The sequence below is a fragment of the Algibacter pacificus genome, from assembly GCF_008033385.1.
Taxonomy (GTDB): Bacteria; Bacteroidota; Bacteroidia; order Flavobacteriales; family Flavobacteriaceae; genus Algibacter; species Algibacter pacificus.
Genome location: NZ_VOGY01000003.1, coordinates 395748 through 420786 on the forward strand (window position 1 = coordinate 395748; position 25039 = coordinate 420786).

26 protein-coding genes and 1 tRNA gene are annotated in these 25039 nt (G+C 31.8%); 20 read left to right on the plus strand and 7 right to left on the minus strand.

The features are described 5' to 3' along the window. Window positions 1-67: 67 nt before the first annotated feature. Together FQU21_RS06965 and FQU21_RS06970 are read right to left on the minus strand one after the other, a co-directional pair. A complete protein-coding gene (locus FQU21_RS06965) occupies window positions 68-1669 on the minus strand; it encodes an Ig-like domain-containing domain (RefSeq protein ID WP_147677269.1) in 1602 nt (533 codons plus the stop codon). A 57-nt stretch (window positions 1670-1726) separates the two neighbouring features. Continuing rightward, window positions 1727-2404 (minus strand): ComF family protein, encoded by a 678-nt coding sequence (locus tag FQU21_RS06970; RefSeq protein ID WP_147677270.1) that lies wholly within the window; start codon window positions 2402-2404, stop codon window positions 1727-1729. A 73-nt stretch (window positions 2405-2477) separates the two neighbouring features. On the opposite strand from FQU21_RS06970, the gene FQU21_RS06975 reads away from it, so the two are divergent. The 7 genes from FQU21_RS06975 to FQU21_RS07005 all read left to right on the plus strand — a co-directional run bounded on the left by FQU21_RS06975 (window position 2478) and on the right by FQU21_RS07005 (window position 8260). After that, the gene (locus tag FQU21_RS06975; RefSeq protein WP_147677271.1) at window positions 2478-4019 is read left to right on the plus strand and encodes a glycine--tRNA ligase; all 1542 of its coding nucleotides are present in this window, start codon (window positions 2478-2480) and stop codon (window positions 4017-4019) included. 420 nt (window positions 4020-4439) lie between these two features. Next, a complete protein-coding gene (locus FQU21_RS06980) occupies window positions 4440-5756 on the plus strand; it encodes a tyrosine-type recombinase/integrase (protein WP_147677272.1) in 1317 nt (438 codons plus the stop codon). Continuing rightward, complete coding sequence (locus tag FQU21_RS06985; protein WP_147677273.1) at window positions 5753-5944, plus strand: hypothetical protein; 192 nt, start codon at window positions 5753-5755, stop codon at window positions 5942-5944. Before FQU21_RS06980 ends, FQU21_RS06985 begins: the two co-directional genes overlap by 4 nt. A 27-nt stretch (window positions 5945-5971) precedes the next feature. Then, window positions 5972-6730, plus strand: a complete 759-nt coding sequence (locus tag FQU21_RS06990; RefSeq protein WP_147677274.1) for a hypothetical protein — start codon at window positions 5972-5974, stop codon at window positions 6728-6730. Window positions 6731-6803: 73 nt separating this feature from the next. Beyond that, window positions 6804-7085: a helix-turn-helix domain-containing protein gene (locus FQU21_RS06995; RefSeq protein ID WP_147677275.1), complete on the plus strand. Its 282-nt coding sequence runs from the start codon at window positions 6804-6806 to the stop codon at window positions 7083-7085. A gap of 4 nt (window positions 7086-7089) precedes the next feature. Beyond that, window positions 7090-7551: a hypothetical protein gene (locus tag FQU21_RS07000; RefSeq protein ID WP_187269339.1), complete on the plus strand. Its 462-nt coding sequence runs from the start codon at window positions 7090-7092 to the stop codon at window positions 7549-7551. Between the two features lie 82 nt (window positions 7552-7633). Next, window positions 7634-8260: a hypothetical protein gene (locus tag FQU21_RS07005; protein WP_147677276.1), complete on the plus strand. Its 627-nt coding sequence runs from the start codon at window positions 7634-7636 to the stop codon at window positions 8258-8260. A gap of 499 nt (window positions 8261-8759) precedes the next feature. Here FQU21_RS07005 and FQU21_RS07010 read toward each other — a convergent pair. Beyond that, a tRNA-Leu gene (locus FQU21_RS07010) sits at window positions 8760-8839 on the minus strand. A 145-nt stretch (window positions 8840-8984) separates the two neighbouring features. Here FQU21_RS07010 and FQU21_RS07015 point away from each other — a divergent pair. From FQU21_RS07015 to pckA, 10 genes are all read left to right on the plus strand, one after another. Further along, entirely contained in the window at window positions 8985-9926 is a 942-nt protein-coding gene (locus tag FQU21_RS07015) for a ribose-phosphate pyrophosphokinase (protein ID WP_147677277.1), read from the plus strand. A gap of 54 nt (window positions 9927-9980) precedes the next feature. Next, window positions 9981-10595, plus strand: coding sequence for a 50S ribosomal protein L25/general stress protein Ctc (locus tag FQU21_RS07020; protein ID WP_147677278.1), 615 nt, complete (start codon window positions 9981-9983; stop codon window positions 10593-10595). 156 nt (window positions 10596-10751) lie between these two features. Next, window positions 10752-11273: a DUF4136 domain-containing protein gene (locus FQU21_RS07025; RefSeq protein WP_147677279.1), complete on the plus strand. Its 522-nt coding sequence runs from the start codon at window positions 10752-10754 to the stop codon at window positions 11271-11273. Window positions 11274-11352: 79 nt separating this feature from the next. Beyond that, window positions 11353-11892, plus strand: coding sequence for a DUF1697 domain-containing protein (locus FQU21_RS07030; RefSeq protein ID WP_147677280.1), 540 nt, complete (start codon window positions 11353-11355; stop codon window positions 11890-11892). Window positions 11893-11998: 106 nt separating this feature from the next. Next, window positions 11999-13087: a diphosphomevalonate decarboxylase gene (locus tag FQU21_RS07035; RefSeq protein ID WP_147677281.1), complete on the plus strand. Its 1089-nt coding sequence runs from the start codon at window positions 11999-12001 to the stop codon at window positions 13085-13087. A gap of 216 nt (window positions 13088-13303) precedes the next feature. After that, window positions 13304-14233, plus strand: a complete 930-nt coding sequence (locus tag FQU21_RS07040; RefSeq protein ID WP_147677282.1) for a mevalonate kinase family protein — start codon at window positions 13304-13306, stop codon at window positions 14231-14233. Window positions 14234-14293: 60 nt separating this feature from the next. Then, entirely contained in the window at window positions 14294-15196 is a 903-nt protein-coding gene (locus FQU21_RS07045; RefSeq protein WP_147677283.1) for a geranylgeranylglycerol-phosphate geranylgeranyltransferase, read from the plus strand. Between the two features lie 182 nt (window positions 15197-15378). Then, the gene (locus tag FQU21_RS07050) at window positions 15379-16257 is read left to right on the plus strand and encodes a pseudouridine synthase (RefSeq protein ID WP_147677284.1); all 879 of its coding nucleotides are present in this window, start codon (window positions 15379-15381) and stop codon (window positions 16255-16257) included. A gap of 228 nt (window positions 16258-16485) precedes the next feature. Further along, window positions 16486-16872, plus strand: a complete 387-nt coding sequence (locus tag FQU21_RS07055; RefSeq protein ID WP_147677285.1) for a DUF423 domain-containing protein — start codon at window positions 16486-16488, stop codon at window positions 16870-16872. 73 nt (window positions 16873-16945) lie between these two features. Beyond that, window positions 16946-18562, plus strand: coding sequence for a phosphoenolpyruvate carboxykinase (ATP) (pckA, locus tag FQU21_RS07060; protein WP_147677286.1), 1617 nt, complete (start codon window positions 16946-16948; stop codon window positions 18560-18562). A gap of 105 nt (window positions 18563-18667) precedes the next feature. Here the strand turns inward: pckA and FQU21_RS07065 are convergent, their stop codons facing one another. The 3 genes from FQU21_RS07065 to FQU21_RS07075 are packed head-to-tail and all read right to left on the minus strand — an operon-like array spanning window position 18668 to window position 20077. Continuing rightward, the gene (locus FQU21_RS07065) at window positions 18668-19273 is read right to left on the minus strand and encodes an FAD-dependent oxidoreductase (protein WP_147677287.1); all 606 of its coding nucleotides are present in this window, start codon (window positions 19271-19273) and stop codon (window positions 18668-18670) included. Between the two features lies 1 nt (window position 19274). Then, complete coding sequence (locus FQU21_RS07070; protein ID WP_147677288.1) at window positions 19275-19478, minus strand: hypothetical protein; 204 nt, start codon at window positions 19476-19478, stop codon at window positions 19275-19277. 11 nt (window positions 19479-19489) lie between these two features. Beyond that, the gene (locus FQU21_RS07075; RefSeq protein ID WP_147677289.1) at window positions 19490-20077 is read right to left on the minus strand and encodes a MarC family protein; all 588 of its coding nucleotides are present in this window, start codon (window positions 20075-20077) and stop codon (window positions 19490-19492) included. Between the two features lie 167 nt (window positions 20078-20244). On the opposite strand from FQU21_RS07075, the gene FQU21_RS07080 reads away from it, so the two are divergent. After that, the gene (locus FQU21_RS07080; protein WP_147677290.1) at window positions 20245-20814 is read left to right on the plus strand and encodes a DUF3109 family protein; all 570 of its coding nucleotides are present in this window, start codon (window positions 20245-20247) and stop codon (window positions 20812-20814) included. 11 nt (window positions 20815-20825) lie between these two features. Here the strand turns inward: FQU21_RS07080 and FQU21_RS07085 are convergent, their stop codons facing one another. Continuing rightward, the gene (locus FQU21_RS07085) at window positions 20826-21329 is read right to left on the minus strand and encodes a DUF456 domain-containing protein (protein ID WP_147677291.1); all 504 of its coding nucleotides are present in this window, start codon (window positions 21327-21329) and stop codon (window positions 20826-20828) included. A 230-nt stretch (window positions 21330-21559) separates the two neighbouring features. Here FQU21_RS07085 and FQU21_RS07090 point away from each other — a divergent pair, with 230 nt between their 5' ends. Both FQU21_RS07090 and FQU21_RS07095 read left to right on the plus strand, forming a co-directional pair. After that, entirely contained in the window at window positions 21560-21970 is a 411-nt protein-coding gene (locus FQU21_RS07090) for a hypothetical protein (protein WP_246124783.1), read from the plus strand. 120 nt (window positions 21971-22090) lie between these two features. Further along, window positions 22091-25039, plus strand: a complete 2949-nt coding sequence (locus tag FQU21_RS07095; protein ID WP_147677293.1) for an HsdM family class I SAM-dependent methyltransferase — start codon at window positions 22091-22093, stop codon at window positions 25037-25039.

A 25039-nucleotide genomic window follows, 5' to 3' on the forward strand; every position in this document is an offset into this window, starting at 1 on the left:
TTACGTTACTTTTATTATGTGGCTTCTCATTTCATTCGAAGTGACATGGATTGAGGGAATCTCTTAATTATTTAAACGTCAATGTTTCTGGGTAACCCCAATCGGCACGAATTTCAATGGCTTTAAAATGACTCACTTTTTCGGGCTGTATCTTTTTTAAATAATTACCCGTATCGTATTTCTCATTGCCGTTGGCATCATGAATGACTCTAATTTTATAGGTTGCTGGTTTTAAATTTAAAAAGTTAACAGGTTCATTGGTTTTGGCAAATTGTTCATATTTAACATCGCCTTTATCATCGGTTAATTGTATAATTAAAGGAAATGTGGCGTTTACCAAAGTGAAACGTGCATATCCAAATTCCGATTCTTTTTTTGTTTTAAACGTATAATTTAAAGTATCATTTTTATCACCATAAAAATCGATAAAAGCTTCTGGTAATACTTGTATTTTATAGCTGTTATCTTCTGTTTTTTCAAAGTCGAATTGATACGTATTATTAATGGTATCAAACTTTGTTGTAAACGCTACTTTTGTAGAATCCTTATCTAAAATGGTCATTTTTTTAGCATCGAAATTCGTAAATGGCGTACTTCCTAAAATATAAAAAGATTCATTATAACCCACAGCTCCAGAAGGTTCCGATTGTATAATTAAACTATCTCGATCCATTTTTCTTATTCTAACAGTATAATCCTTTTCGTAATCCGTATTAGAAACCGTAAATAATAAAGAATCGACTTCTAATTTCGGTTTGTACCAATAATTAAGGGTGTCTGTTTTAAAATCTTTTGTAATGCGGTATTCAAAATCTTTTGGAACATTAGAATTTAACTTAATTTTCATGCCGTTATACTGGCCTTCATAACCAAAAGCTATTTTTTCTCCGGAAACAATCATGGGGCGTGTAGCCTTAAAATCAATAGATTCATTAAATAATTTTAAGGTGTAAAGTGAGTCGTTTGGAACGGTTATAATGTCTTTATGAAATGCTATTTTATCCGTTTTTTGTTGAAATTTATTATCTGTGTTCTCATCCTTTAAAGCGATAAGCATGTATTTCCCAGCCTTAATATTATCAACAGAAAAGGTGGTGACACTATCCAATGTGTTGGTTATATATTTTGGTGTTTCTTTATAAATAATAGAATCTGTAAAGGTAGAATCTACTTCGTACAGCATAACCGAAACAAAGGTGTCTGGCTGTTCTTTTAAGGCATCTACAACGCTTCCTTTTACATTTAGCGAGTCGATATAACTCCCCGTTGAAAACACATAACGATAATACGGGTAGGGGTTGCCCTCGTTGTTGTCCTGTATACTATTACCAAAGTTTATGGCATAAGTAGTGTTAGGTTTTAGTGTATCGTGAATTTTAATAGTAATGTATTTACTTGCCGAACTTAAAGGTGTAATTTCGGGCTGTACTTTCATGGGTGGCGAAATAATAAGTTGCTTATTTAAATCTTTCATTTTAACATATTCGTCAAAATAAATTTTTATTTCTTCAGCTTTAAAATTGGTGCTTAAATTGGCGGGTTCGGTTTTTACAATAACAGGGGGTGTTACATCTTTTGGCCCACCATCGGGCGTTCCACGATTGGCACAATTAATAAAAATGAGACCAATAACTGCTGCTAAAATAAAATTTGAAAGTGTTTTATTCATTACCCATTAAAAATTTTCACAAACCTACATAAAATTATAATTATAACGTTTATTTGGTTAAGCAATTGCCATGGTAGCAATACTTATTTTTATGTTTTTTGCCTGATTTAAAACTAAAATACAAGCTTCTAAAGTGGCGCCGGTAGTAATCAAATCATCAACTATTAGAATATGCTTGTTTTCTATGGTTTCCATGTTTTTTAAAGCAAACAGTTCGTCACTATTTACCCAACGTGCAATTCGTCCTTTTTTAGTTTGCGATTTTGTGTTGGAAATTTTAATTAGTACATCATTCAAATAATCGGCTTTTAGGGCTTCAGCTATTTGTTGTCCAAATTTTTCAACTTGATTAAACCCTCGAGATCGCAACTTCTTTTTATGTAAAGGTACTGGGATAATCACATCAATTTCGCGGTAAGCCTCTACTTGCTGCAATTCGGCGCCAAGCCAATTTCCTAATACAAAACCAATATTTTGGTAGCCTTTATATTTTAATCCGTGAATGAGCTGTTGTACCAAACTCTTCTTTTCAAACCTAAAAAGTGCCGTGCCGTTTTCTATTTTACAACGTCCGTACAACACTTTTTGAATGGCATCATTACCATCAAAATGAAAATTGGTAACCGGTAAATCGTGACGACAATCCACACAAATGCTATCTTCATGATCACCTAAAAGACCAAGACACGCATAGCACACTTTGGGAAAAAATATATTTAATACCGATTTAAACATGTAATTTTAAAGTTGTTCTGTAAATTTAGTTAATAATAACGAAAAGTTTCAAACGCTTTTTTATTTTTGCAGGATGGCAAATCAAGATGATAAATTTAAAAAGGTAATATCGCACGCAAAGGAATACGGGTATGTATTTCAAAGTAGCGAAATATACGACGGTTTAAGTGCCGTTTACGACTACGCCCAAAATGGTGCGGAGTTAAAGAAAAATATACGTGACTATTGGTGGAAAGCCATGGTGCAAATGAATGAAAATATTGTTGGTATTGATGCCGCAATATTTATGCATCCAACTACTTGGAAGGCTTCTGGCCACGTCGATGCGTTTAACGATCCTTTAATTGACAATAAAGACTCGAAAAAGCGCTACCGTGCCGATGTTTTAATTGAAGATTATTGTGCGAAAATTGAAGCTAAAATAGAGAAAGAAGTTACTAAAGCAGCAAAACGTTTTGGTGATGCTTTTAATAAAGAAGAATTTTTAGCGACCAACGGACGTGTTGTTGGATATCAAGAAAAAATAAATGCTACGCTTTCGCGGATGGGACAATCTTTGGAAAAAGAAGATCTTGCAGATGTTAAAGCCTTAATTGAAGAATTAGGAATTGCCGATCCATTAACAGGAAGTAAAAACTGGACCGATGTTAAGCAATTTAACTTGATGTTTGGAACCAAACTTGGTGCTTCTGCCGAATCGGCAATGGATTTATATTTACGTCCAGAAACGGCTCAAGGTATTTTTGTGAATTTTTTAAACGTTCAGAAAACGGGACGTATGAAAATCCCTTTTGGAATTGCACAAACCGGAAAAGCCTTTAGAAATGAAATTGTTGCAAGACAGTTTATTTTTAGAATGCGTGAGTTTGAACAAATGGAAATGCAATTTTTCATTAAACCAGGTACGCAAGTAGAGTGGTACAACCATTGGAAAGAGACCCGTATGAAATGGCATTTATCTTTAGGGATGGGTGCGGATAATTACCGTTTTCACGACCATGATAAATTAGCGCATTATGCAGATGCTGCTGCTGATATTGAGTTTAAATTCCCGTTTGGATTTAAAGAATTGGAAGGAATTCACTCAAGAACAGATTTCGATTTAAAAGCGCACGAAAAACATTCTGGAAAGAAATTACAATATTTCGATCACGAAGACAATAAAAGCTATACGCCATACGTGTTAGAAACCTCTATTGGTTTAGATCGTATGTTTTTAGCAGTATTCTCTAATTCACTACAAGAAGAAGAATTAGAAAACGGAACCACTAGAACGGTTTTAAAATTACCAAGTGTATTAGCGCCTGTAAAAGCGGCTATTTTACCATTGGTTAAAAAGGACGGTTTACCTGAAGTAGCGCGTAAAATTGTAGAAGAATTGAAATGGGATTTCAACGTAATTTACGATGAAAAAGATGCAGTAGGACGTCGTTACAGAAGGCAAGATGCTAACGGAACACCGTTTTGTATTACGGTAGATCACGATACTTTAAAAGATAACATGGTAACTATTCGCCATAGAGATACTATGGAGCAGGAACGTGTTAATATTTCTGATCTACAAAAAATCATAAAACATGAAGTAGATGTACGTTCTTGGTTGATGAAGATGTAAACACTAAGTTTATCAAATTTGTATTTTATTAAAACCCTCTATTGAATTTAATTCAGTTGAGGGTTTTGCTTTAGTTTTAAAATATTGAATGTAGTTTATTAAACGTTTTTTATGATTTACGTTCGGTGTTTGTAGTACCTTATTTTTGTTGAGCAATTAAAAAAAACCGCTGAAAATCAATTGATTAACAACGGTTAAAGTACTCAAGGCGGGAACGAAACCCACTTAATTTAGATAGTTTCTTAAACCTTATAAAAACAGCCTTGAACACTTGATTTTATTACTAGTTACAGCGTTTTTTAATAAGGTGTGAAATAAGTATAAGTTAGAGGTAATTCATATAAATATTGAAAATGTGGGGAAAATGTGGGGAAACATTTTTATTTAATTATATTTGAGTGTTCAAATTAATTACTTTGTATGGCTACGCTAAGATTTTTATTAAAAGGCAATAATAACCCAAGTACAATTTATGCCCGCTTTCGTCATGGGCGTAATATTGATTTTATAAAGTCAACAACCTTAGTTATAAATCCCAAGTACTGGAATAAACCCAAAGGAACCGTTAAACAAGTTGCGGAGTTTGTAGATAAAAAGAATTTGCAAAACGATTTAAACGCGCTTCGTACAACTATTTTAAATAGTTTTAACGATCATTATTCTAATGGTGGTATAATTAATTCAGATTGGTTTAGTCAAACCATAAAACAGCATTTTAATCAAGATAGTAAAACAGATTTAAATTATTTACTGGACTATGCGAAATACTACAAAGAAAATTTAAACTCTAAAGTTTTAGTAAGTGGTAAAACAGGTGTTACTGCTAACACACTAAACCGATATAAAACCATTATTAATAAAGTTAAGGCGTTTGAATCTAAACAAAAAAAACGCTATACTTTTGAGAATGTTGATTTACGTTTTTATAAGGATTTCAAAAACTATCTTCTTAATGTCGAAAAACTTAGTTTAAACACCGTTGGACGTTATATAAATTATATTAAGACTATTTGTATTGATGCTGAAAAATACGGCATTAAAATAAACCGCGCTGTTTTAAGTGGTGAATTTAGAGCGACAAAAGAAAAAGTAAATTTTATTACACTTTCAGAAACCGAAATACAAACCATTTTTGAACACGATTTTAGTAAAACACCATATTTGGAAAATGCGCGCAACTGGTTAATTGTTGGTGTTTGGACTGGTGCGCGTGTTAGTGATTTATTACAGTTCACCAGTAATAATATAAATAATGGCTTTATAGAATACACCGCAAAAAAAACGGATCAAAAAATAATACTTCCATTACACCCACACATTAAAGAAATACTTTTAAATAATGATAACCAGTTCCCGCGGGAAATTTCGGCTCAACGTTTTAACGATTATATAAAAACCGTTTGTAAAGATGCAGGACTTAAACAACTGGTTTACGGATCTAAACAAAAGAAAATTAAAAAAAAGGTTTGGAGAAAAACTAAAGGCGAATATCCAAAACATGAGTTAGTAAGTACGCATATTTGCAGGCGTTCATTTGCTACTAATCATTATGGAAAATTACCTACACCAGTAATAATGGCCGTAACTGGCCACACTACGGAACGTATGTTTTTAAATTATGTTGGTAAAACTGCAAAAGATAACGCCAATGTTTTAAACGATTTTTGGAACGTACAAGAACAAAAGAAACAAAATAAAACACCACAATTAAACGTAATTAAAAACCAAACGGCATGAATAAAAAATTAGATATTACTACTTCAATTGGATTTTATTTAACTTATTTCGATTTATTACCAGTGTATAAAACAAGAGAGGATGCTTTTAATTTCTTAAATGATCAAACGGAATACATAGCAGGTCGAAAACTCTATTATAATTATTCACACTTTAGACAAGATCTTTACGGTAGTGATGAAGATTGATTAAATTAGTATTTCGAATTGTTCAAAATGGGTATTTTAGAAGATCAAAATAAAGTTAGGCAACAAAATTTAGATTTTTTGGTAAACTATGCTAAAAAACTATTTAATGATTTGTTTGATAGGCATAAAACGAATATTGAAACTCTTATAACTAAGAATGTTTTTGATACGTCCGATATTAAAGAAGTTAAAATAGAACTAAAAACTATTTTTAAAAATGTGGATATAAATATTTATTGGGGTAGTAGTCCTCCTTATAAGTTTTTTGAAAGTGTGAAAATTGAAAATAATAAATTTATTTATGATGTTGACGAAATTATAAAACCCGCTATTAATAGTCAGTTAATAAACCCTTATGAGTTAATAGAAAACAAATTTAGCAGAGGGCATGATTTTAATCAGTGGGTAGGTAATATTGTTTATACTACTAAGAAAGTTTATCTTAAATATTTACTGGAGCAATTAAAACCATCTAGTGTAAAATACAATCAAACCTATTTGTATTTATTTAAACCGTGGGGTTTTGAATTGTTTGAGTTTCTTAATGATCGTTTTGAAGGTGCTCCTGCCGAAACAGTTAAATACACAATATTATTTCATTTTTTAAAATCTCAAGGTTTTGTAAGTGGTTTAAATGCTCGATACTTAGAGTTTGTAAAGTCAAATTATAGTAAACGTAATTTTAATAGATTAGATTTTGATGATGTTTGTAATGAAAAACTAAAGAGAAACGAACAACGTTTAAATGATATTTATCGTGAATTTTTGCAAACTCATGATTTATGAGTTTGTATGAGTTTTAAATGAGTTGATGTGAGATTATTATTGCCATAACATTAATAATAAAACATTATAAGTTATGGAATCAATTCAATTTATCGGTACAAGTCCAAACGCTTTAGCAAACCTAATTGATGAAAAAATTAAATCTCAATTAGATGAACTAAAAACAAAATTCACTTTAAAGGAGCCTGATGATTTTCTTACACGTAAAGAAACGGCCGAACTACTAAAAATTTCTTACGTCTGTTTGCACGATTGGTGTAATAAGGGGATTTTGCACCCTTATAAAATGGGGAACAAAACGTATTTTTCACGTAAAGAAATAACCGAAACAATGTTTAACTCAAATAAACAATAAGGTTATGAAAACGGCAAACATAAAATTTACTAGGGCAATTTATAATCTTAAATCAATCAATAAAGATGAAACGGTAAGAGATTATACACTACTTAAAACGGATCTGGAGCAAAACGAAATTTTCACAGATATTATACGAATTGAAAAAGATAACGGCTTCCATGATCGGAGCCGAAAATTTGAACATTATTTATATTTAAGAAATTGCACCAACTGGAAACGCTGTTCAAAAACTGGATTAGCATTTACACAAAAAAATAATGTTTTCGAAGGTAATATTTCGCGAGTTGTAGAACTGCAAACCAAAAACAAAAAAGGTAAAGATTTTGAAACCCCACAACATTTTGTAATAGTTCAATTTTTAGAGAATAAAAATATTATTGTGCTTGATGTATTTGAGAATTTTTACCCACAGTCCAAAGAGTTATTAAATAAATTTATTGCTGAACATAAGTTATACAGATAAAAAAAGGAGCATTTTTAAAGTGCTCCTTTGAATTGTTCAAAATGTTGTACTAACTAGGCATCGTTAACACAAGGTAAATTTAATGAAAAAAAACAATAAACCGCTAAAGAAGGTTGTTAAGAACTGTAAGAACTTCAATTTTGCTTCTTATGTTAATTACAAGGCTTTTAAAGATTATCACGTAAAACACGGGATTGATGACGAATATATGACTTCAAATTATTGCGTGCTGTTGGCTTATATTATTGAAAATTTTCAGAAAAACAGTAATATGCCACGTATCAAAAGAAATGGTTTAGATTACGCTTTAATGAATACTGGGTTTATACTAGAAAATTTAATTTATTTACGCATTGAATCAAGGTCGTTAAAAAGTTATATAAAGGTGCTCAAGGATAACGGAATTATAAAAGTTTGGATTGAAGATGAAAATAATCGTTTCATTCATGTTAACCCCGATCTTATTAAACTTTGTTATGAAATGGATTATTCAACACGTCCAATTAATTTTTTAATAAAAAATAAACCTGAATTATGGAAGGCCTTTGCTTGTGAATGGGAACCGCATTTTAAATCTAAAGAAGATTTTAAAAAGTTTTGTGATTACTTCAATGACGAAAGAGATATGCAAGGGTATAATAATAATACTAAAAATATTTATGATCATTTAGTAAATGCAGTTAGGCGAAATCTTTACGGCAAAAAATAATAACTATGCAATGAGTTTCACACCTCCTATGTTATAAGTTTCACACCTCCTATGCAGTAGGTTTCACCAATTATATATATAATAAATAAGAAATATTATAAGTGAGTGTATAAAAGGGGTAATCGTGCTTTTTTACAATGAATTAAAGGGGTATGGGGTAAAATCTATAAGTGTATTTGAGCCTTTACATCGTCTGATAGTCAGTATTTTACTGAATGGAAATATTAGGTAGGGGGGGGTAATTGAATATTAATAACAGTAGTAGATGTTTAATAAATCAAATAAATTTCATTTATCAAGGATTGAATAATGAACTACTCTTTAAGAGGGCTAGGATATAAAATGTAAAACTAAAGAGATTTCAGTTATGCAGGAAGGAACAATGTTAATTAGTTAATAACAATAATAGAATATGTAAATATGTGGGGAATATGTGGGGAAAATAAAAACCCCTTATTTGCTTAAACGTTGCAAATAGGGGGTTTATTTGAATTATTTGTACTCAAGGCGGGAATCGAACCCGCACTCCGAAGAATCGGATTTTGAATCCGACGTGTCTACCAATTCCACCACTTGAGCGTTTGGAGGTGCAAAAATATATATTTTTTCGATATATAACCCAAAAAAAAGGGAACAATATACATTTTAGGTGAAAAAAAACCATAAATTTGCAGCCTGTTTATAACAAGAGGTATTTTACCACTATCAAAAACAACACATTATCATGCCAATAGTAGTAACAGAAGCTAAAATTTTTGCGTGTACCCAAAGTAAAGCTTTAGGTGAAAAAATAGCGAAAGCATATGGAGCCGAGTTAGGTAAAGTCATTACCTCTACCTACAGTGATGGAGAGTTTCAACCTTCTTACGAGGAGTCTATACGCGGGGCGCGTATCTTTATTATTGGTTCAACAAATCCGGGTCCCCAAAATTTAATGGAAATGTTGTTAATGATTGATGCTGCAAAACGGGCGTCGGCACGACATATAACAGCGGTATTACCTTATTTTGGATGGGCCAGACAAGATAGAAAAGACAAGCCAAGAGTGCCAATTGCAGCAAAACTGGTAGCAAAAATGCTAGAGGCGGCAGGAGCAACACGTATTATTACTATGGATTTGCATGCCGATCAAATACAAGGTTTTTTCGAAAAACCAGTAGATCATTTGTTTGCATCAACCATATTTTTACCATACTTACGTAGTTTAAATTTACCAAATTTAACCATTGCTTCTCCAGATATGGGAGGTTCTAAACGTGCTTATGCTTATTCTAAAGCCTTAAAAAGCGATGTAGTTATTTGTTATAAACAACGAGCAAAAGCCAATGTTATATCGCACATGGAACTTATTGGGGATGTAACAGGTAAAAACGTGGTTTTGGTCGATGATATGGTCGATACCGCAGGAACATTAACTAAAGCTGCCGATTTAATGATGGAGCGTGGCGCATTAAGTGTTAGAGCTATTTGTACACATCCTATTTTATCTGGTGATGCTTATAAAAAATTAGAAAATTCGAAATTAGAAGAACTTATCGTAACCGATTCTATTCCTGTGAATACAGAAAGTAAAAAAATTCGTGTATTAAGTTGTGCAGATTTATTTGCTCAAGTAATGGATAAAGTGCATAATAATAGTTCTATAAGTTCAAATTTTGTAATGTAACTTTTCCCCAAAGGGAAATATAACCAAGAATATTAATTTAATATATAATCAAAAATGAAATCAATTACAATCAACGGATCTCAAAGAGAAAGCGTGGGCAAAAAAGCATCAAAAGCCTTACGTAATGCTGGTCAGGTTCCTTGCGTATTATACGGAGGAGACAAACCAGTACATTTTGCAGCAGCAGAATTAGCCTTCTCAAAATTAGTATACACACCTAATGCGCATACAGTTGTGATTAATTTAGAAGGTGGCGAAACTTTTAACGCAGTATTGCAAGATATTCAGTTTCACCCAGTAACAGACAGAATTTTACACGTAGATTTCTATCAATTATTTGATGATAAAGAAATCGCTTTAGATATTCCTGTGAACTTAGTAGGAAATTCAAGAGGTGTTAAAAATGGTGGTATTTTACGTAGAAATAATCGTAAATTACGTGTTAAAGCACTTCCTGCAAATCTTCCTGATTTTATCGAAATCGATATTACGCCATTAAAAATTGGTGATAAGGTTGCTGTTAGCGAATTAGCAAACGATAAATATACGTTCTTACATACTGATAATACAGTTGTATGTCAAATTAAAACATCTAGAACAGCGGTTGCTACAGATGATGACGACGAAGAAGAAGGTGCAGAAGCTCCAGCAGCAGAAGCTCAAGAATAAAACCTATTTTTTTCAAAATACTAAAAAGCATCCTGTTAATCTAGGATGCTTTTTTGGGTTTATAAAGTTTAGGACTCATAATCTATTTTTTTGAAAATATAAATATAAAGGGTGTGTTGGAATAGTTTTTGTTTAAATTTATAGAAAGTATAAATTATGAAAATAGCAAAAGTTATTGCGCTAGTGTTTTTATTTGCATCATGTGCGCCTATTTATGTTAATTACGATTACGAAAAAGGAACCGATTTCACTAAGTATAAAAGTTATAATTATTATGCCGATATGAAAACGGGGTTAAGTGAACTTGATACCAAACGTTTATTAAATATTCTAGATGTCCAACTTCAAGAAAAAGGATTTATACTATCGGAAACTCCCGATTTTTTTATTGATATAAAAAGCAGTGAATTTAAAGGCGCACAACGGCAAACTGTTGGAGTAGGTGTTGGAGGAACTGGAAGGCATGTTGGGGGCGGAATTTCTATAGGTTTACCTATTGGGCAGGCTCAAGTCACCCGAAAAATAACTTTCGATTTTGTAGACGAAAACATAAAACAACTCTTTTGGCAAGCTGTAAGCGAATCTAGTTTTAATCCAAATTCCACTCCCGAAAAACGTGAAAATGGTTTAAATACTATTGTTACTAAAGTTTTAAAACAATATCCGCCAAAAAAGTAATTTACCCTTTCACTTAGTTTTTACACGCAATAGGTGTCTAGTTGGCATAGCCATTTGAAAGTTTAAAATAAATAAATTTATGAAAACCTATATCGCGTTATTAAGAGGTATAAATGTTGGTGGAAAACATAAAGTTTTAATGGCCGAACTTCGCGATTTACTATCCGAAATGGGACTAAAAAATATAAAAACCTATATCCAAAGTGGGAATATAATTTTTAATGCTGAAGACGAAGAAGCTTTCAAATTAGAAGGAAAAATCAGGAGCGCTATTAGGTTACATTTTGGGTTCGATGTTCCAGTACTTGTAAAAACCCATCAAGAATTACAACAAATTTTTAATGCCTGTCCCTTTTCCGAAGAAAAAAAACAAAAGAGTTATTTTTCGTTATTATATGCCATCCCCAATGAAACTTTAATGGAGGATATTTCTAAAATAGATTATCAAAATGAAGTTGTAGCAATCACCCAAAATTGTGTTTATCTCTATTATGCTGTAGGCTACGGAAAAACCAAATTCAACAATAATTTTTTTGAGCGTAAATTAAAAGTAACCGCAACGGCAAGAAATTATAAAACCATGTTGAAGTTGTTAGAATTAGCTTCGGAATATAATTAAAAATGGGAATTTCAGAAATGATAGTCAATTCTATAATTCGATATAAATAGCATATATATTTCTTATTTTTGCCGAAACATGCTTTCTTTAAGCTGAAAATTAAATCATGACCGAAACCGATTTTATCCCAAAACCATATTCAAAACAAATTGAAAACGGAGCCTTTACTTGGAGTTCGCCAAGTAACATTGCCTTAGTGAAATATTGGGGGAAAAAAGAAGATCAAATACCCGAAAACCCATCTATTAGTTTTACACTCGATTATTGTAAAACCACTACAACACTAAGTTTTTCAAAAAAAGAAAATAATGACGGTTTTGCATTCGATGTGTTTTTAGACCATGAGAAAAAAGATGATTTTAAACCAAAAATAGAAACATTTTTTAAGCGTATCGAAAGTTATATGCCGTTTTTAAAAGATTTTTATTTTAAAATTGAAACATCAAATTCGTTTCCGCATAGTTCTGGTATTGCATCTTCGGCATCGGGAATGAGCGCATTGGCCCTGTGTTTAATGAGTGTTGAAAAGGAACTTGTTGAGACGATTTCCGAAGCATTTTTTATTCAAAAAGCATCATTTTTAGCACGTTTAGGTTCCGGAAGTGCTTGCAGAAGTTTGGAAGGTGATTTGGTTGTTTGGGGAAGTCATGATGACATTCCGGGTAGTTCCAATCTTTTCGGTGTTAAGTACCCATTTGAAGTGCATGAAAATTTTAAAAATTATCAGGATACTATTTTGTTGGTAGACAAGGGTGAAAAACAAGTGAGTAGTACGGTGGGGCATAATTTAATGCACGGTCATCCCTTTGCAAAACAACGTTTTGAACAAGCCAACAAAAACTTGTCCAATATGATAAGTATTTTAAAAACGGGAGATTTAAAGGCTTTTATTGGTTTAGTGGAAAGTGAAGCTCTAACGCTGCACGCCATGATGATGACGAGTATGCCGTATTTTATTTTAATGAAACCAAACACGTTAGAAATTATAAATAAAATTTGGTCTTTTAGAGCATCTACAGGATCTAAACTATGTTTTACTTTGGATGCGGGAGCCAATGTTCATGTTTTATATCCTGAAAATGAGGCTAATTCCGTGCTTGAATTTATTAAAAGTGAATTAGTTATTTATTGCCAAAAAGGAGAATATATTAACGATAAAATTGGCTTTGGTGCGCAATTAATTAAAGAATGCTAAATGGTTATTGGTAAATAAGTTGTATCTTATTGAAGGTTTTTATTCTAATAATTACTGCTAAAAATAAAAGTATTATTTTTGCCAGATAGTTTATGAATTATTTTACGACCAAACATCTATATTGTGTAGTCTAAAATAGCCCTAAATGTTGAAATTAGTAATACTTTCCTAGAATCGTAATTATTAATTTTTACTTTTAATTTTTAACTGAAGTATATGAAAGGACCATTATTTTATTCAAAAATATTACTTTTTGGCGAGTATGGAATTATTAAAGACTCCAAAGGATTATCTATACCTTATAGTTTTTATAATGGAGCGTTAAAAAGAGACGAAAATCCTTCGGAAACAGCTATAGATTCCAACGAAAGTTTAAAACGTTATGTGGGTTATTTGGAGGATATTAATCCGGAATTGGTTGTTTTTGATGTAGCTTCACTAAAAAAAGATGTTGAAGCTGGTATGTATTTCGATTCGTCTATTCCGCAAGGTTACGGCGTAGGAAGTAGCGGTGCTTTAGTGGCTGCTATTTATGACAAATATGCCCAAGATAAAATTACAGTTTTAGAAAATTTAACGCGTGAAAAGCTGTTAAAGTTGAAATCGATTTTTTCTGAAATGGAATCCTTTTTCCACGGAAAATCTTCGGGCTTAGATCCTTTAAATAGTTATTTAAGTATTCCAATCCTTATTAATTCTAAAGATAATATTGAAGCCACAGGTATTCCGGCACAGCAAAATGACGGTAAAGGCGCTGTGTTTTTAATTGATAGCGGTATTATTGGTGAAACCGCTCCAATGGTGACCTTATTTATGGAAAACATGAAGCAAGAAGGGTTTAGAAGTATGCTTAAAAATCAGTTTATAAAACATACCGATGCTTGTGTGGATGATTTTCTTAAAGGTGATATTAAATCCTTGTTCAAAAACACAAAGAGCTTGTCTAAAGTAGTTTTAAGTCATTTTAAACCTATGATTCCTCAACAGTTTCACGAGCTTTGGAAACGTGGGATTGATACAAATGATTACTATTTAAAGCTTTGTGGCTCTGGTGGTGGTGGTTATATTTTAGGGTTTACCGAAGATTTAAGTAAAGCCAAACAAGCCCTTTCAGACTATAAATTAGAGGTGGTTTATAATTTTTAACTTTCCAATTTTGTAATATCTTTTTCTGAACTTTTCCGAGATTTTTTAAAGCACAATTTTATGCTATCCAGAAAACAAAAGCACATTTTACTTAAGTTTTTTAGCATGTTTTCGGTGGTGCGTGGTTACAATATTCTTATTGTGGTTATGGCGCAATATTTAGCGGCCATTTTTATTTTGGCGCATGATAAGCCAGTAAAGGAAGTGGTTCTCGATTTAAATTTACTCATGCTTGTTTTAGCATCGGCAGCTACTATTGCTGGAGGCTATATTATCAATAACTTTTACGATTCGGAAAAAGATTTAATCAATAGACCCATAAAATCGAAACTGGATAAACTCATTAGTCAAAACACAAAGTTGTCCTTTTATTTTGTTCTTAATTTTATGGCAGCGGTTATGGCGAGTTATGTGTCGTTTAAAGCGGTGGTGTTCTTTTCTGTTTATATTTTCGGGATCTGGTTTTATTCACATAAGTTGAAAAAACTGCCGTTTATTGGTAATTTAACGTCGGCTGTTTTAACCATTACGCCATTTTTTGCCATTTTCATGTATTACAAAAATTTCGAACACGTGGTTTTTGTACATGCTATCTTCTTGTTTTTAATAGTGTCTATGCGTGAGCTCACAAAAGATTTAGAAAACATAAAAGGCGATTTAATTCAAAATTATAAAACTATTCCTATTGTTTATGGCGAAAAAGCATCAAAAGTTATGCTAACCATTTTAGCTATTTTAACGTGGTTGCCTATAAGTTTGTTGCTAGCACGTTACGATATTGGCTACATGTATTTGTATTTTTATTTATGTATTCCATTGTTATTGATGTTTTTGCTTATTTTATGGATGTCGAAAACCAAAACCCATTATTTAATTCTTCATAATATTCTTAAGTTTATTATTGTTGTAGGCGCATTCAGCATTGTACTCATTAAAGTGAGTGTGGTTTTAAATAGAATATAGGCCTATTGCTTTTGTGCATTTTTATTTGGATTGAAAAACGGAGTATAAATTTGAATATTTCGCAAAGTTTCATCAATAAAACATTGTTATTAAGTGTTTTCGGCAGGTCTTAGTAAAACAAATCGTAAAACTTAAATCGTCAATCATAATTTTAGATATATCTTTGCAGAAAATTATTAGTTATGAGTAGAAGTCAAGGAACAAGCGGAAAAGGGAAACCATCGGGAAGAGGTCAGCAAAGTAGCGCTAAAAAAGGTGTTGCTAGAGGTGGCGAAGGCGGGAAAAGCAAAAGTTTTTCCAGAGGAAATGCGCCTATTAAAAAAGCAAATCCTGCACCTAAAAAAGCGAGTAACCCTGATGAAATTAGATTGAATAAATACATTGCTAATTCAGGAATTTGTTCACGTCGTGAGGCCGATGAGCATATTGCTATTGGTTTGGTAACCGTTAACGGTAAAGTGATTACTGAAATGGGATATAAAGTGAAGATTTCAGATGAAGTGCGTTATGATGGTGCCCGTATAAACCCAGAGAAAAAGGCCTATGTTTTATTAAATAAACCAAAAGGATTTGCAACTACCACCAGCGAAGGTAAAGGGCGAACTGTAATGGATTTGGTTGCCAATGCCACAAGTTCTCGTATAAAGCCTATTGGTCGATTAGGAAGAAATTCTAAAGGGTTAATTTTGTTTACGAATGATGAAGCCGTAGCTGCAAAATTCACGAATTCTAAACATGGTGTACCACGTTTATTTCATATTGAATTAGATAAAAATCTTAAACTCGAAGATTTAAAAAAGATACAAGCTGGGTTTAAAATTGATGGAAAACTTATCGAAGTTGAAGAAATTAGTTATATCGATAATGCGTCTAAAAAAGAAATTGGACTTAAAATTAAAAATACAGGGAACACGATTATCCGTAGTATTTTTGATTATGTCAAATACGAGATTGTAAGTTTAGATTGTGTGGCCATTGGGCACTTAACCAAAAAAGATATTCCACGTGGAAGTTGGAAACACCTAACAGAGCAAGAATTGAATACACTAAAAATGCTTTAATTCAATCGGAAGTATTTTTAATATAAATGAGAATAATGCCTTTAAGTGATAAACTTAGAGGCATTATTTTTTGTAGTGGATTTCTTTATACATGACTCATATTTTTATTGAATATTATTTAAAAACCAAAAGTTAAAATTTTTCGCATATTGACTTTAGTTGAGTAGTTTTGTTTGATGGTCGATATGTGATAAAATGGGTTTTTCGACTTTATAAATTTTAAATAATATGAACAGAACTATTTTATTAGCCGCTGCTATTTTAGGAGGTACAAGTATCATTTTAGGCGCTTTTGGTGCTCATGGATTAAAAGCTTTAATTTCGGCAGAATCTGTGCAAACTTTTGAAACTGGTGTGCGTTATCAAATGTATCACGCCTTATTGCTTTTGTTTGTGGGAAGTACAAATTATATTTCCGATGCATCGAAAACTAAAATATTCTATTTGGTGGTTGTTGGAATCCTCTTTTTCTCGGGTTCAATTTATGGTCTAGCTACTAATGTTTTAACCAGTTTCGATTTTAAAACCATTGGGATCATTACACCAATAGGCGGACTGTTATTAATTATGGCTTGGGTGTTTATGTTTATTGATTTCTTAAAAAAACAGGGTTAATTGTCAATTTAATTTATGTAAAATTCGATTTATTTGTTTTAAATTTACCCGATAATTAATTTAACATCAAAATATGGGTAATTACACACAATTTACGAAAACGTTTGAGTTAGAAACTTATGGTATAAAAAATGCCAAAGTTCATTATCAATTATCACCAGAAGAATTGCATAATATTGCTATTGAAAAAGGGCAAGCTGTTGAGGCTTCTTCGGGAGCATTAGCTGTTAATACTGGAGAATTTACAGGACGATCACCAAAAGACCGATTTATTGTTAAAGATGACATTACAAAAGATAAAATTTGGTGGGGAACGGTAAATATTCCGTTTGATGCCGATAAATTTGATAAATTATATAATAAAGTTGTCGATTACCTTTCGGGGAAAGAAATTTTTGTTCGTGATAGTTATGCTTGCGCCGATGAAAATTATAAACTGAATATTAGAATTATAAACGAATTTCCATGGAGTAATCAGTTTGCTTATAATATGTTTTTACGCCCAACCGAAGTGGAGTTGGAGAATTTTACTCCAGAGTGGACTATTGTAAATGCTCCTAGTTTTATGGCTGTTCCGGATGAAGATGGAACACGACAACACAATTTCGCCATTTTAAACTTTACTAAGAAAATAGCTTTAATTGGAGGAACAGGATATACCGGAGAAATTAAAAAGGGTATTTTTTCTGCCTTAAACTTTATTTTACCCGTGTTTAAAAAGACATTGCCAATGCACTGTAGTGCTAATGTTGGTAAAGATGGTGATACGGCTATTTTCTTTGGGCTTTCGGGAACTGGGAAAACAACGCTTTCTACAGATCCGAACAGGAGTTTAATTGGTGATGATGAGCATGGCTGGACGGCAGAGAATTCGGTGTTTAACTTTGAAGGCGGTTGCTATGCTAAAGTCATTAATTTAGATAAAGAGCACGAGCCAGAAATATTCGCTGCGATTAAAAAAGGAGCCATTCTCGAAAATGTGATTTTGGATGAAAACGGCCAAGTTAATTTCGCCGACACATCCATCACTCAAAATACACGAGTAAGTTATCCAATCGATCATATTGAAAATATTAAAACTCCGTCAATAGGGAATAACCCTAAAAATATTTTCTTTTTAACCGCCGATGCTTTTGGGGTATTACCTCCAATTTCGAAGTTAACACCAAGCCAAGCAGCTTATCATTTTATTTCTGGATATACTGCAAAAGTAGCAGGAACTGAAGCTGGTATTGTGGAGCCTACGCCATCCTTTTCGGCTTGTTTTGGAGCGCCTTTTATGCCTTTGCATCCTTCAAAATATGCAGAAATGCTTAGCAAGAAAATGATTGATGCTGGTGTTAATGTTTGGTTAGTAAATACAGGCTGGACTGGTGGTCCTTACGGTGTTGGAACACGAATGAAATTAAAATATACACGCGCCATGATTAATGCGGTGCTAAATGGTGATTTAGGATTGTATACTTATGATACGTATCATATTCATTCCGTATTTGGAGTAGCACAACCGCGAGAATGTCCAGGAGTGCCAAGTGCTGTTTTAAGTCCTAGAACCACTTGGAATGACGATGAAGCCTACTACAAAACTGCTTTTAAACTTACAAATGCTTTCCGTGAAAACTTTAAACAATTTGAAGCGCATTGTAGCGAAGAAATTAGACGTGGTGGCCCTCAACGTTATAGTTTTTAGTGATAACTCCATATCAAAAATAATACTTTGATACTGGAAGTTACCGTGATAGTTAAAAAACTCTGATAAAGACATCTTTATCAGAGTTTTTCATTCTTATAAATTTTATATCTTTTTATCGTGTACTTTAACATGTTTACCGCCATTCCAAAGCGTTAAAATATCGGTAGCTACTTGTGCACCACTTCCTGAAGCTATGGCAAATTGGCTACGCCATCCGGCTAAAGTGCCTGCAACATAAAGATTTTCTTCAATTAAATGGTCGGTGTTTTTTAACCAAATGCGGTCTTTTTCTGTTGCTGCTCTTGGGTGAGCTTCCACAAAAGGCTCTAATCCTTTAATGTTTAATAAATTGGTGTAACCTACGGCAACGACTACAATTTTTGAAGTGTAAGTGGTTTTGTTTGTAATGATATTATAAAATCCGTTTTGTTTTTCAATCTCTAAAACCTTTTCGCAATCTATTTGCTCAACACTCGGGTATAGTGAGGATAGCTGGTTTTTGCCATCTTCTAAAATAGATTCGCCCGTAGTTCCGGGTGCCAAGCCTAAAACGTTATTAAACAAAGCCGTTTGCAAATGCGATGTTTTTTGGTGGATAATAATAGCAATGCGTTTATCTTGTGCAAATGTTTTGTTTTGGGCAGAACCTAAAACTAAGGCACAAGACAATCCTGTTGCGCCACCACCAATAATTAGAGCATCGTACATTTTATTTTTGGTTGTTTACTTTTTGTTCAATTTTTTTAGAAATTCTTAAAATTGACATCATTAAAATAACACAAAGTAATGATACAATAGTGATTATTGCAATCATACTTTGGCCTTCAAAAGGATGGTCAAAATTAATTTCAGTGACATTAAAAATAATAAGAGCTAAGGCAATGATGCTAAAAACAATGGTTAAAATTTTCATATTATAATATGTTATATTATTTCAAATAGCGCTTTAATATTATGCGCAAATAGTTTTACTGCAATGGCTAATAAAATAACACCAAATATTTTTCGTATAATATTGATGCCGTTTTGACCAATAATACTTTCAATTTTTGCAGATGTTTTTAAAACGATAAAAATAATAATAACATTCATTAAAACCGCAACAATAATGTTTTCTGTTCTAAATTCTGCTCGTAGTGATAATAAAGTGGTTAAACTACCTGGTCCGGCAATAAGTGGGAAGGCTAGTGGGAACACAGCGGTAGTCATCGATGCTTCTTCCTCTTGCTTGTAAAGGGTGATACCGAGTATCATTTCTAAAGCAATAAAAAACAGGATAAATGCACCTGCTACGGCAAAGGAATTAACATCGATACCAATAAGGGTTAAAATACTTTTTCCTAAAAACAGAAAAACAATTAATATTACGCCTGCATAGATGGAAGCTTTTTCACTTTGAATATGTCCTACCTTTTTGCGTAAATCAATAATAATCGGGATATTGCCAATAATATCGATTACGGCGAATAATACCATGAAGGCTGTAAAGATTTCTTTTAAATTAAATTGCATGCTTTTATTTTTTATAATTTAGTATATCGTATTATTTGTTGCGTTTTTCTTAATTAATTGTTTGCAAAACTAGTAAATCTTAAATTTCCGGCAAAAGTAGATTATTAAATTTATTAAATTCAATTTAAGATTAACTATTTTTGCATTTTTCTAACTTATAATATAATATGTTCCAATTAGGTAAAACCATTATTTCTGAAGATATAATAAAAAAAGATTTTTTGTGTAACCTTTCGGCGTGCAAAGGCGCTTGTTGTATCGATGGTGATGCTGGTGCTCCATTAGAGGAGGACGAAACTAAAATTATGGAGGCTATTTACCCGAAGGTAAAACCATTTTTACGTCAAGAAGGGATAGACGCTATTGAAGCCCAAGGTACATCTATTACTTCAGATTTAGGAGATTTAGAAACACCATTAATTAATGGTGCCGATTGTGCGTATGTTATTTTCGATGAAAAAAACGTAGCGCTTTGTGCTATTGAAGAAGCTTATAATCAGGGCGAAATCGATTGGAAAAAACCAGTATCTTGCCATTTGTATCCTATTCGAATTCAAGATTACTCGGAGTTTTCAGCTGTAAATTACGATAAATGGGACATTTGTGATGATGCTTGTACCCTTGGTGAAGAATTAGGAGTACCCGTTTATAAATTTGTAAAAGAAGCCCTTATTAGAAAATATGGGGAAGATTGGTATGCTGAATTAGAAAAAGTTGCCGAGACCATGGAAAAGTAATCGTTGTTTTTTTAAGATGAAAAAATAGCGCTGCCATAATCTATAAGAATTCCAATAAAAAGACCTAAATAAATAATAGCAACAACAAACTTTATAAATGTTGATGTTAAAAAACCAATAAACGAACCAAAGGCGGCTTTAGTGGCTGTTTTGGTATCGTTTTTATTGATAAGTTCTCCAATTAAGGCACCAACAAAAGGGCCTATAATAATACCACCAGGGATGGGAGCAAATAACCCAACAATAAGTCCCACGGTTGTGCCAATCACACCGTATTTTGTGCCTCCAAAACGTTTTGTGCCAATAGCCGGAATAATATAATCGAGTACCCAAATGGCAATGGCAATCACTAAAGTGATTATTAAAAAAGAGGTGTTCATAGGGACGGCTTCTGTAAAATAGGCAATTAAAAGTCCAAACCAACTGGTTATCGGCCCTGGTAAAACAGGTAAAAAACTACCAACAATACCCAAAAGCATAAATAGCGCTGCAATAATTATTAAAATAATATCCATAAAATGTGTGATGTTTTATAATTATAAGACGAAATATCATGCCAAATGTTACAAGTATTCTTGCCCGATGAATATTCAAAAGTATTCATTTCGTTTATTAAGTACCTTATTTTGAACAAAGACGGTTTAAAAACCAAAAAAATCGTATTTTTCAGTTTTAGTTTTAATATATGAAGCAAATTTGTTTTTTTTTATTCTTTTTGATGCTCTGCTCTTGCGAGTATTTTAATGTGAAAAAAACATCTTCCGAAGCCATTTTAAAAGAAGAACTACAAACTTTTAATTGGAATGATGTTGATGATTATCCTAGTTTTACGGCCTGCGATAGCATTGAAACAAAACAAAATAGAAAAGCCTGTTTTGAGCGTGTTTTAACCAGACATATTGGGGTGTTTTTAAAACGCGAAAAAATTATAGTTACTCAGGATATTAACGACACCATAATTTTAAAATTTCAGGTTTCGGAAACAGGTGATTTAAAACTACAAAATGTCGATATGGATTCTGTAACCCGTTATCAAATTCCAGAAATAGAAAACTTAATTTATAAAAGTTTAGATAGTTTACCCGAAATTTTTCCAGCAACAAAACGTGGTCAGCAGGTGAAAACGGAATTTGTGTTGCCTATTATTATTCAATAGGGCTTTTATTATAATATTTGGCTTCATTAAAAACAATTCTTAAATTGTATAATAATACATTAAATTACCTTAAATTAGGGGCTTTTTTCGCATTTTTGTATATTAAAATCAAAAAAACAAATGAATTCAATATCTACAGAATATATTAGTGGTCTATCTCAATTAGAGATGCTTGATACTGATGGTAATTCTGTTGGCTTAGTTCATATTTCAGAACTTAAAAAATCTAAAATTAATTATTACCAAAGATTATCTCTTGAAAAAGCGAAAAAGGTTGGTGCAGATGCTATATATTTTAGAAACTTTTCTGATTCAACAAGAACCTCAAAACCACAGCTATATATTTTTGATTTTACTTCAGAAACAAAAGATATTGTTGAAATTCATAAAAATGTATGGAGTAGTACTGAAGTTCGATTATATATTGTAATAACAAAATCTGAAATTAAGTTTTTCAATTCATCAAAACCTGTTAAACATAAAAAAACAGGTGAATTGATTATTTCACCTTTTGAGATATTAGAAATTGCAGGGGGAGCAATAAAAAAATATAAAGAATATTCTGCTAAAAAGTTTGACAATGGTAGTTTTTGGGAGGAAACAAAAATAGATTTTGGTTACAGTGAAACTGCTTACGAAAAACTAATATCAGAATTAAAGAATACACGTGAGCAATTTTTAAAAGATATTGGTTTATCAGATAAATCTGTTGCAAGTAAATTACTTGTGTTAGGTATATTAGTAAAATATTTGGAAGAAAGAGTTGATATTGATGAAAATGGAATTGAAACTCGGGTTTTTAGTTCAGATTTCTTTAATCAAGAAAAATTTGGTTATTCAAATAGTTTTACAGAAACTATAAGAAAAGGAAATACTTATGCTTTAAATCTATTTGAATATTTAAGTGGACATTTTAATGGTAAAATATTTTTCCTTTCAAATGATTACAAAGAAAAAATTAAGAAAATAGATTTATCTCCATTAGCTGACTTTTTATCAGGAATGCTAGATGGTAATCAGTTCGTGTTCTGGAAATTATATTCTTTTAATCATCTACCAATAGAATTGATTAGTAGCATTTACGAAATGTTCTTAGAAGCAGATGATAATAAAGGAGTAGCCTATACTCCATCATATTTAGTTAGCTTTATGGTTGATGAATGTATGCCTATTAACAAGCCTAAAAAGCATTTTAAAATATTGGATCCTGCTTGTGGTTCAGGCATCTTTTTAGTGTCAGCATATAAGCGTATTATTGACTGGTGGAGAGTTTTTAAATACGAAAAAACAGGAGAATGGATTACTCCAGGAAAAGAACATTTAGAAGAGTTAAAAAAGCTACTAAAGGACAGCATTTTTGGAGTTGATATAGAAAGTGAAGCCGTAGATTTAGCTATTTTTAGTCTAAGTTTAACTTTATGTGATATTTTATCTCCTAAAGTAATTTGGGAAAATCTACGTTTTGATGATTTAAGCTGTAATGTCGTCGGTTCAGATTTTTTTGATTGGTATTCTGATGATAAATTAAATCATTTTGATTTAGTTATTGGTAATCCTCCGTTTATAGAATATGGTGCGAGAGAAACTAAAATTAATCAATTATTAGCCAATATTAAATTAACAGAACCTATACCTAACAACCAAAGTGCATTACTATTTTCTACTTTAGGAATTAAACTTGTTAAAAAAGAAACAGGGCTTCTTTCATTTATTTTACCATCAGGACCTTTATTATATAACAATTCGCAGAAGCCAGTTAATTTTAGAAAATGGTTATTTAAAGAATATAACATTCCGCAAATAATTGATTTCACTTACTTGAGTAATGTGTTATTTAAGAACAAAGGGAATGAAAAGAATGTTGCTGTATCAGCCTTTTTTCTTGAGAATAAAGTCCCTGATAAAAAACCAATTTACCATATAACGGTCAAAAAATTAAAGAGTGCAAAAGAGCGTCAGTATTTTGAAATTGATCATTATGATTTTCATAAAGTAAGTAAAAATGATGCTATACATAATCCATTTGTGTGGAAGTCTAATTTATTGGGCGGAGGAAGGTTAATTGAATTAATTCGAAAAATCAGCTTATTTCCAGTACTAGAAGATTATTTACTTGAAAAAGAAAAAAATAATAATTGGCATTTTGGTGTAGGGTTTATAGTAGGTAATAAAAAAAGAAAAGATGAAGATAATATTGTTTTTATGCAAAATAATATTCCCACTTCAAAGTTTACTGAATCTGGATTTGGCAAAAATGATATTATCATACAAGACAAGGATGAATACATTGAAGCTCCCAGAAATAAAGAAATTTATAGCCCTCCATTACTATTGATAAAAAGAAGTATAGGAAAGAAGACAATACCTGTCTTTATCTCTGACTCCTATATTACTTATAGAGACGAAATAATTGGCATTCACTCTCCTGAAGAAGATAAAGAATTACTTTTTAAAATAAAGAATCGAATTTACAATAATCAATTATATCGATTTCACCTACTAGCTACTAGTTCTAGAGCAGGAATTACAAAGTCAACTTTCCCTGTATATAAAAAAGATATTATGAATCTTCCTTTTCCTGAGGAAGAGAAAGATATTGAATTAACAAAATATGAAGAAATACTTATTAACGATACATTAAATTACGGTTTAGAGTTTTTAGGAAAAGAAACAAATGTAAAAGCGTTAAAAACTACTACTAAAAAAGAGATTAATGGTTTTGGAAATATTTTCTGTGACATTTTAAACTCACTATTTAAAACTGACTCTAAAGAATATTATCAAGAAAACATTTATCAAACAGAATCATTTATTTGTGCCATTTTTAAGTATGGTAATAGTAAATCTATAGCGTCTGATAAATTAGTAAATGAAAAAATAGAAAATCATATTGCTGAGTTAGTTTATAATAAATTAGGTACAAGTTATAGAATAAATAGAGTTGTAAAAATTTATGATGGGGATAGTATCTACCTTTTAAAACCAAAGGAATTAAGATATTGGTTACAATCAATTGCATTAAGAGATGCCGATGAAACAATTGTTGATCTTTATAACGCAGGATTTTAG

Bases quoted from the DNA above. Each gene is read 5' to 3' on its own strand.
- FQU21_RS06975 (WP_147677271.1), top strand. From the start codon at position 2,478: ATGGCAAATCAAGATGATAAATTTAAAAAGGTAATATCGCACGCAAAG.
- FQU21_RS06970 (WP_147677270.1), bottom strand. From the start codon at position 2,404: ATGTTTAAATCGGTATTAAATATATTTTTTCCCAAAGTGTGCTATGCG.
- FQU21_RS07015 (WP_147677277.1), top strand. From the start codon at position 8,985: ATGCCAATAGTAGTAACAGAAGCTAAAATTTTTGCGTGTACCCAAAGT.
- FQU21_RS07055 (WP_147677285.1), top strand. From the start codon at position 16,486: ATGAACAGAACTATTTTATTAGCCGCTGCTATTTTAGGAGGTACAAGT.
- FQU21_RS06965 (WP_147677269.1), bottom strand. From the start codon at position 1,669: ATGAATAAAACACTTTCAAATTTTATTTTAGCAGCAGTTATTGGTCTC.
- FQU21_RS07070 (WP_147677288.1), bottom strand. From the start codon at position 19,478: ATGAAAATTTTAACCATTGTTTTTAGCATCATTGCCTTAGCTCTTATT.
- FQU21_RS07080 (WP_147677290.1), top strand. From the start codon at position 20,245: ATGTTCCAATTAGGTAAAACCATTATTTCTGAAGATATAATAAAAAAA.
- FQU21_RS06995 (WP_147677275.1), top strand. From the start codon at position 6,804: ATGGAATCAATTCAATTTATCGGTACAAGTCCAAACGCTTTAGCAAAC.
- FQU21_RS06990 (WP_147677274.1), top strand. From the start codon at position 5,972: ATGGGTATTTTAGAAGATCAAAATAAAGTTAGGCAACAAAATTTAGAT.
- FQU21_RS07030 (WP_147677280.1), top strand. From the start codon at position 11,353: ATGAAAACCTATATCGCGTTATTAAGAGGTATAAATGTTGGTGGAAAA.
- FQU21_RS07035 (WP_147677281.1), top strand. From the start codon at position 11,999: ATGACCGAAACCGATTTTATCCCAAAACCATATTCAAAACAAATTGAA.
- FQU21_RS07085 (WP_147677291.1), bottom strand. From the start codon at position 21,329: ATGGATATTATTTTAATAATTATTGCAGCGCTATTTATGCTTTTGGGT.
- FQU21_RS07040 (WP_147677282.1), top strand. From the start codon at position 13,304: ATGAAAGGACCATTATTTTATTCAAAAATATTACTTTTTGGCGAGTAT.
- FQU21_RS07050 (WP_147677284.1), top strand. From the start codon at position 15,379: ATGAGTAGAAGTCAAGGAACAAGCGGAAAAGGGAAACCATCGGGAAGA.
- FQU21_RS07075 (WP_147677289.1), bottom strand. From the start codon at position 20,077: ATGCAATTTAATTTAAAAGAAATCTTTACAGCCTTCATGGTATTATTC.
- FQU21_RS06980 (WP_147677272.1), top strand. From the start codon at position 4,440: ATGGCTACGCTAAGATTTTTATTAAAAGGCAATAATAACCCAAGTACA.
- FQU21_RS07065 (WP_147677287.1), bottom strand. From the start codon at position 19,273: ATGTACGATGCTCTAATTATTGGTGGTGGCGCAACAGGATTGTCTTGT.
- FQU21_RS07045 (WP_147677283.1), top strand. From the start codon at position 14,294: ATGCTATCCAGAAAACAAAAGCACATTTTACTTAAGTTTTTTAGCATG.
- FQU21_RS07005 (WP_147677276.1), top strand. From the start codon at position 7,634: ATGAAAAAAAACAATAAACCGCTAAAGAAGGTTGTTAAGAACTGTAAG.
- FQU21_RS07000 (WP_187269339.1), top strand. From the start codon at position 7,090: ATGAAAACGGCAAACATAAAATTTACTAGGGCAATTTATAATCTTAAA.
- FQU21_RS07020 (WP_147677278.1), top strand. From the start codon at position 9,981: ATGAAATCAATTACAATCAACGGATCTCAAAGAGAAAGCGTGGGCAAA.
- pckA (WP_147677286.1), top strand. From the start codon at position 16,946: ATGGGTAATTACACACAATTTACGAAAACGTTTGAGTTAGAAACTTAT.
- FQU21_RS06985 (WP_147677273.1), top strand. From the start codon at position 5,753: ATGAATAAAAAATTAGATATTACTACTTCAATTGGATTTTATTTAACT.
- FQU21_RS07095 (WP_147677293.1), top strand. From the start codon at position 22,091: ATGAATTCAATATCTACAGAATATATTAGTGGTCTATCTCAATTAGAG.
- FQU21_RS07025 (WP_147677279.1), top strand. From the start codon at position 10,752: ATGAAAATAGCAAAAGTTATTGCGCTAGTGTTTTTATTTGCATCATGT.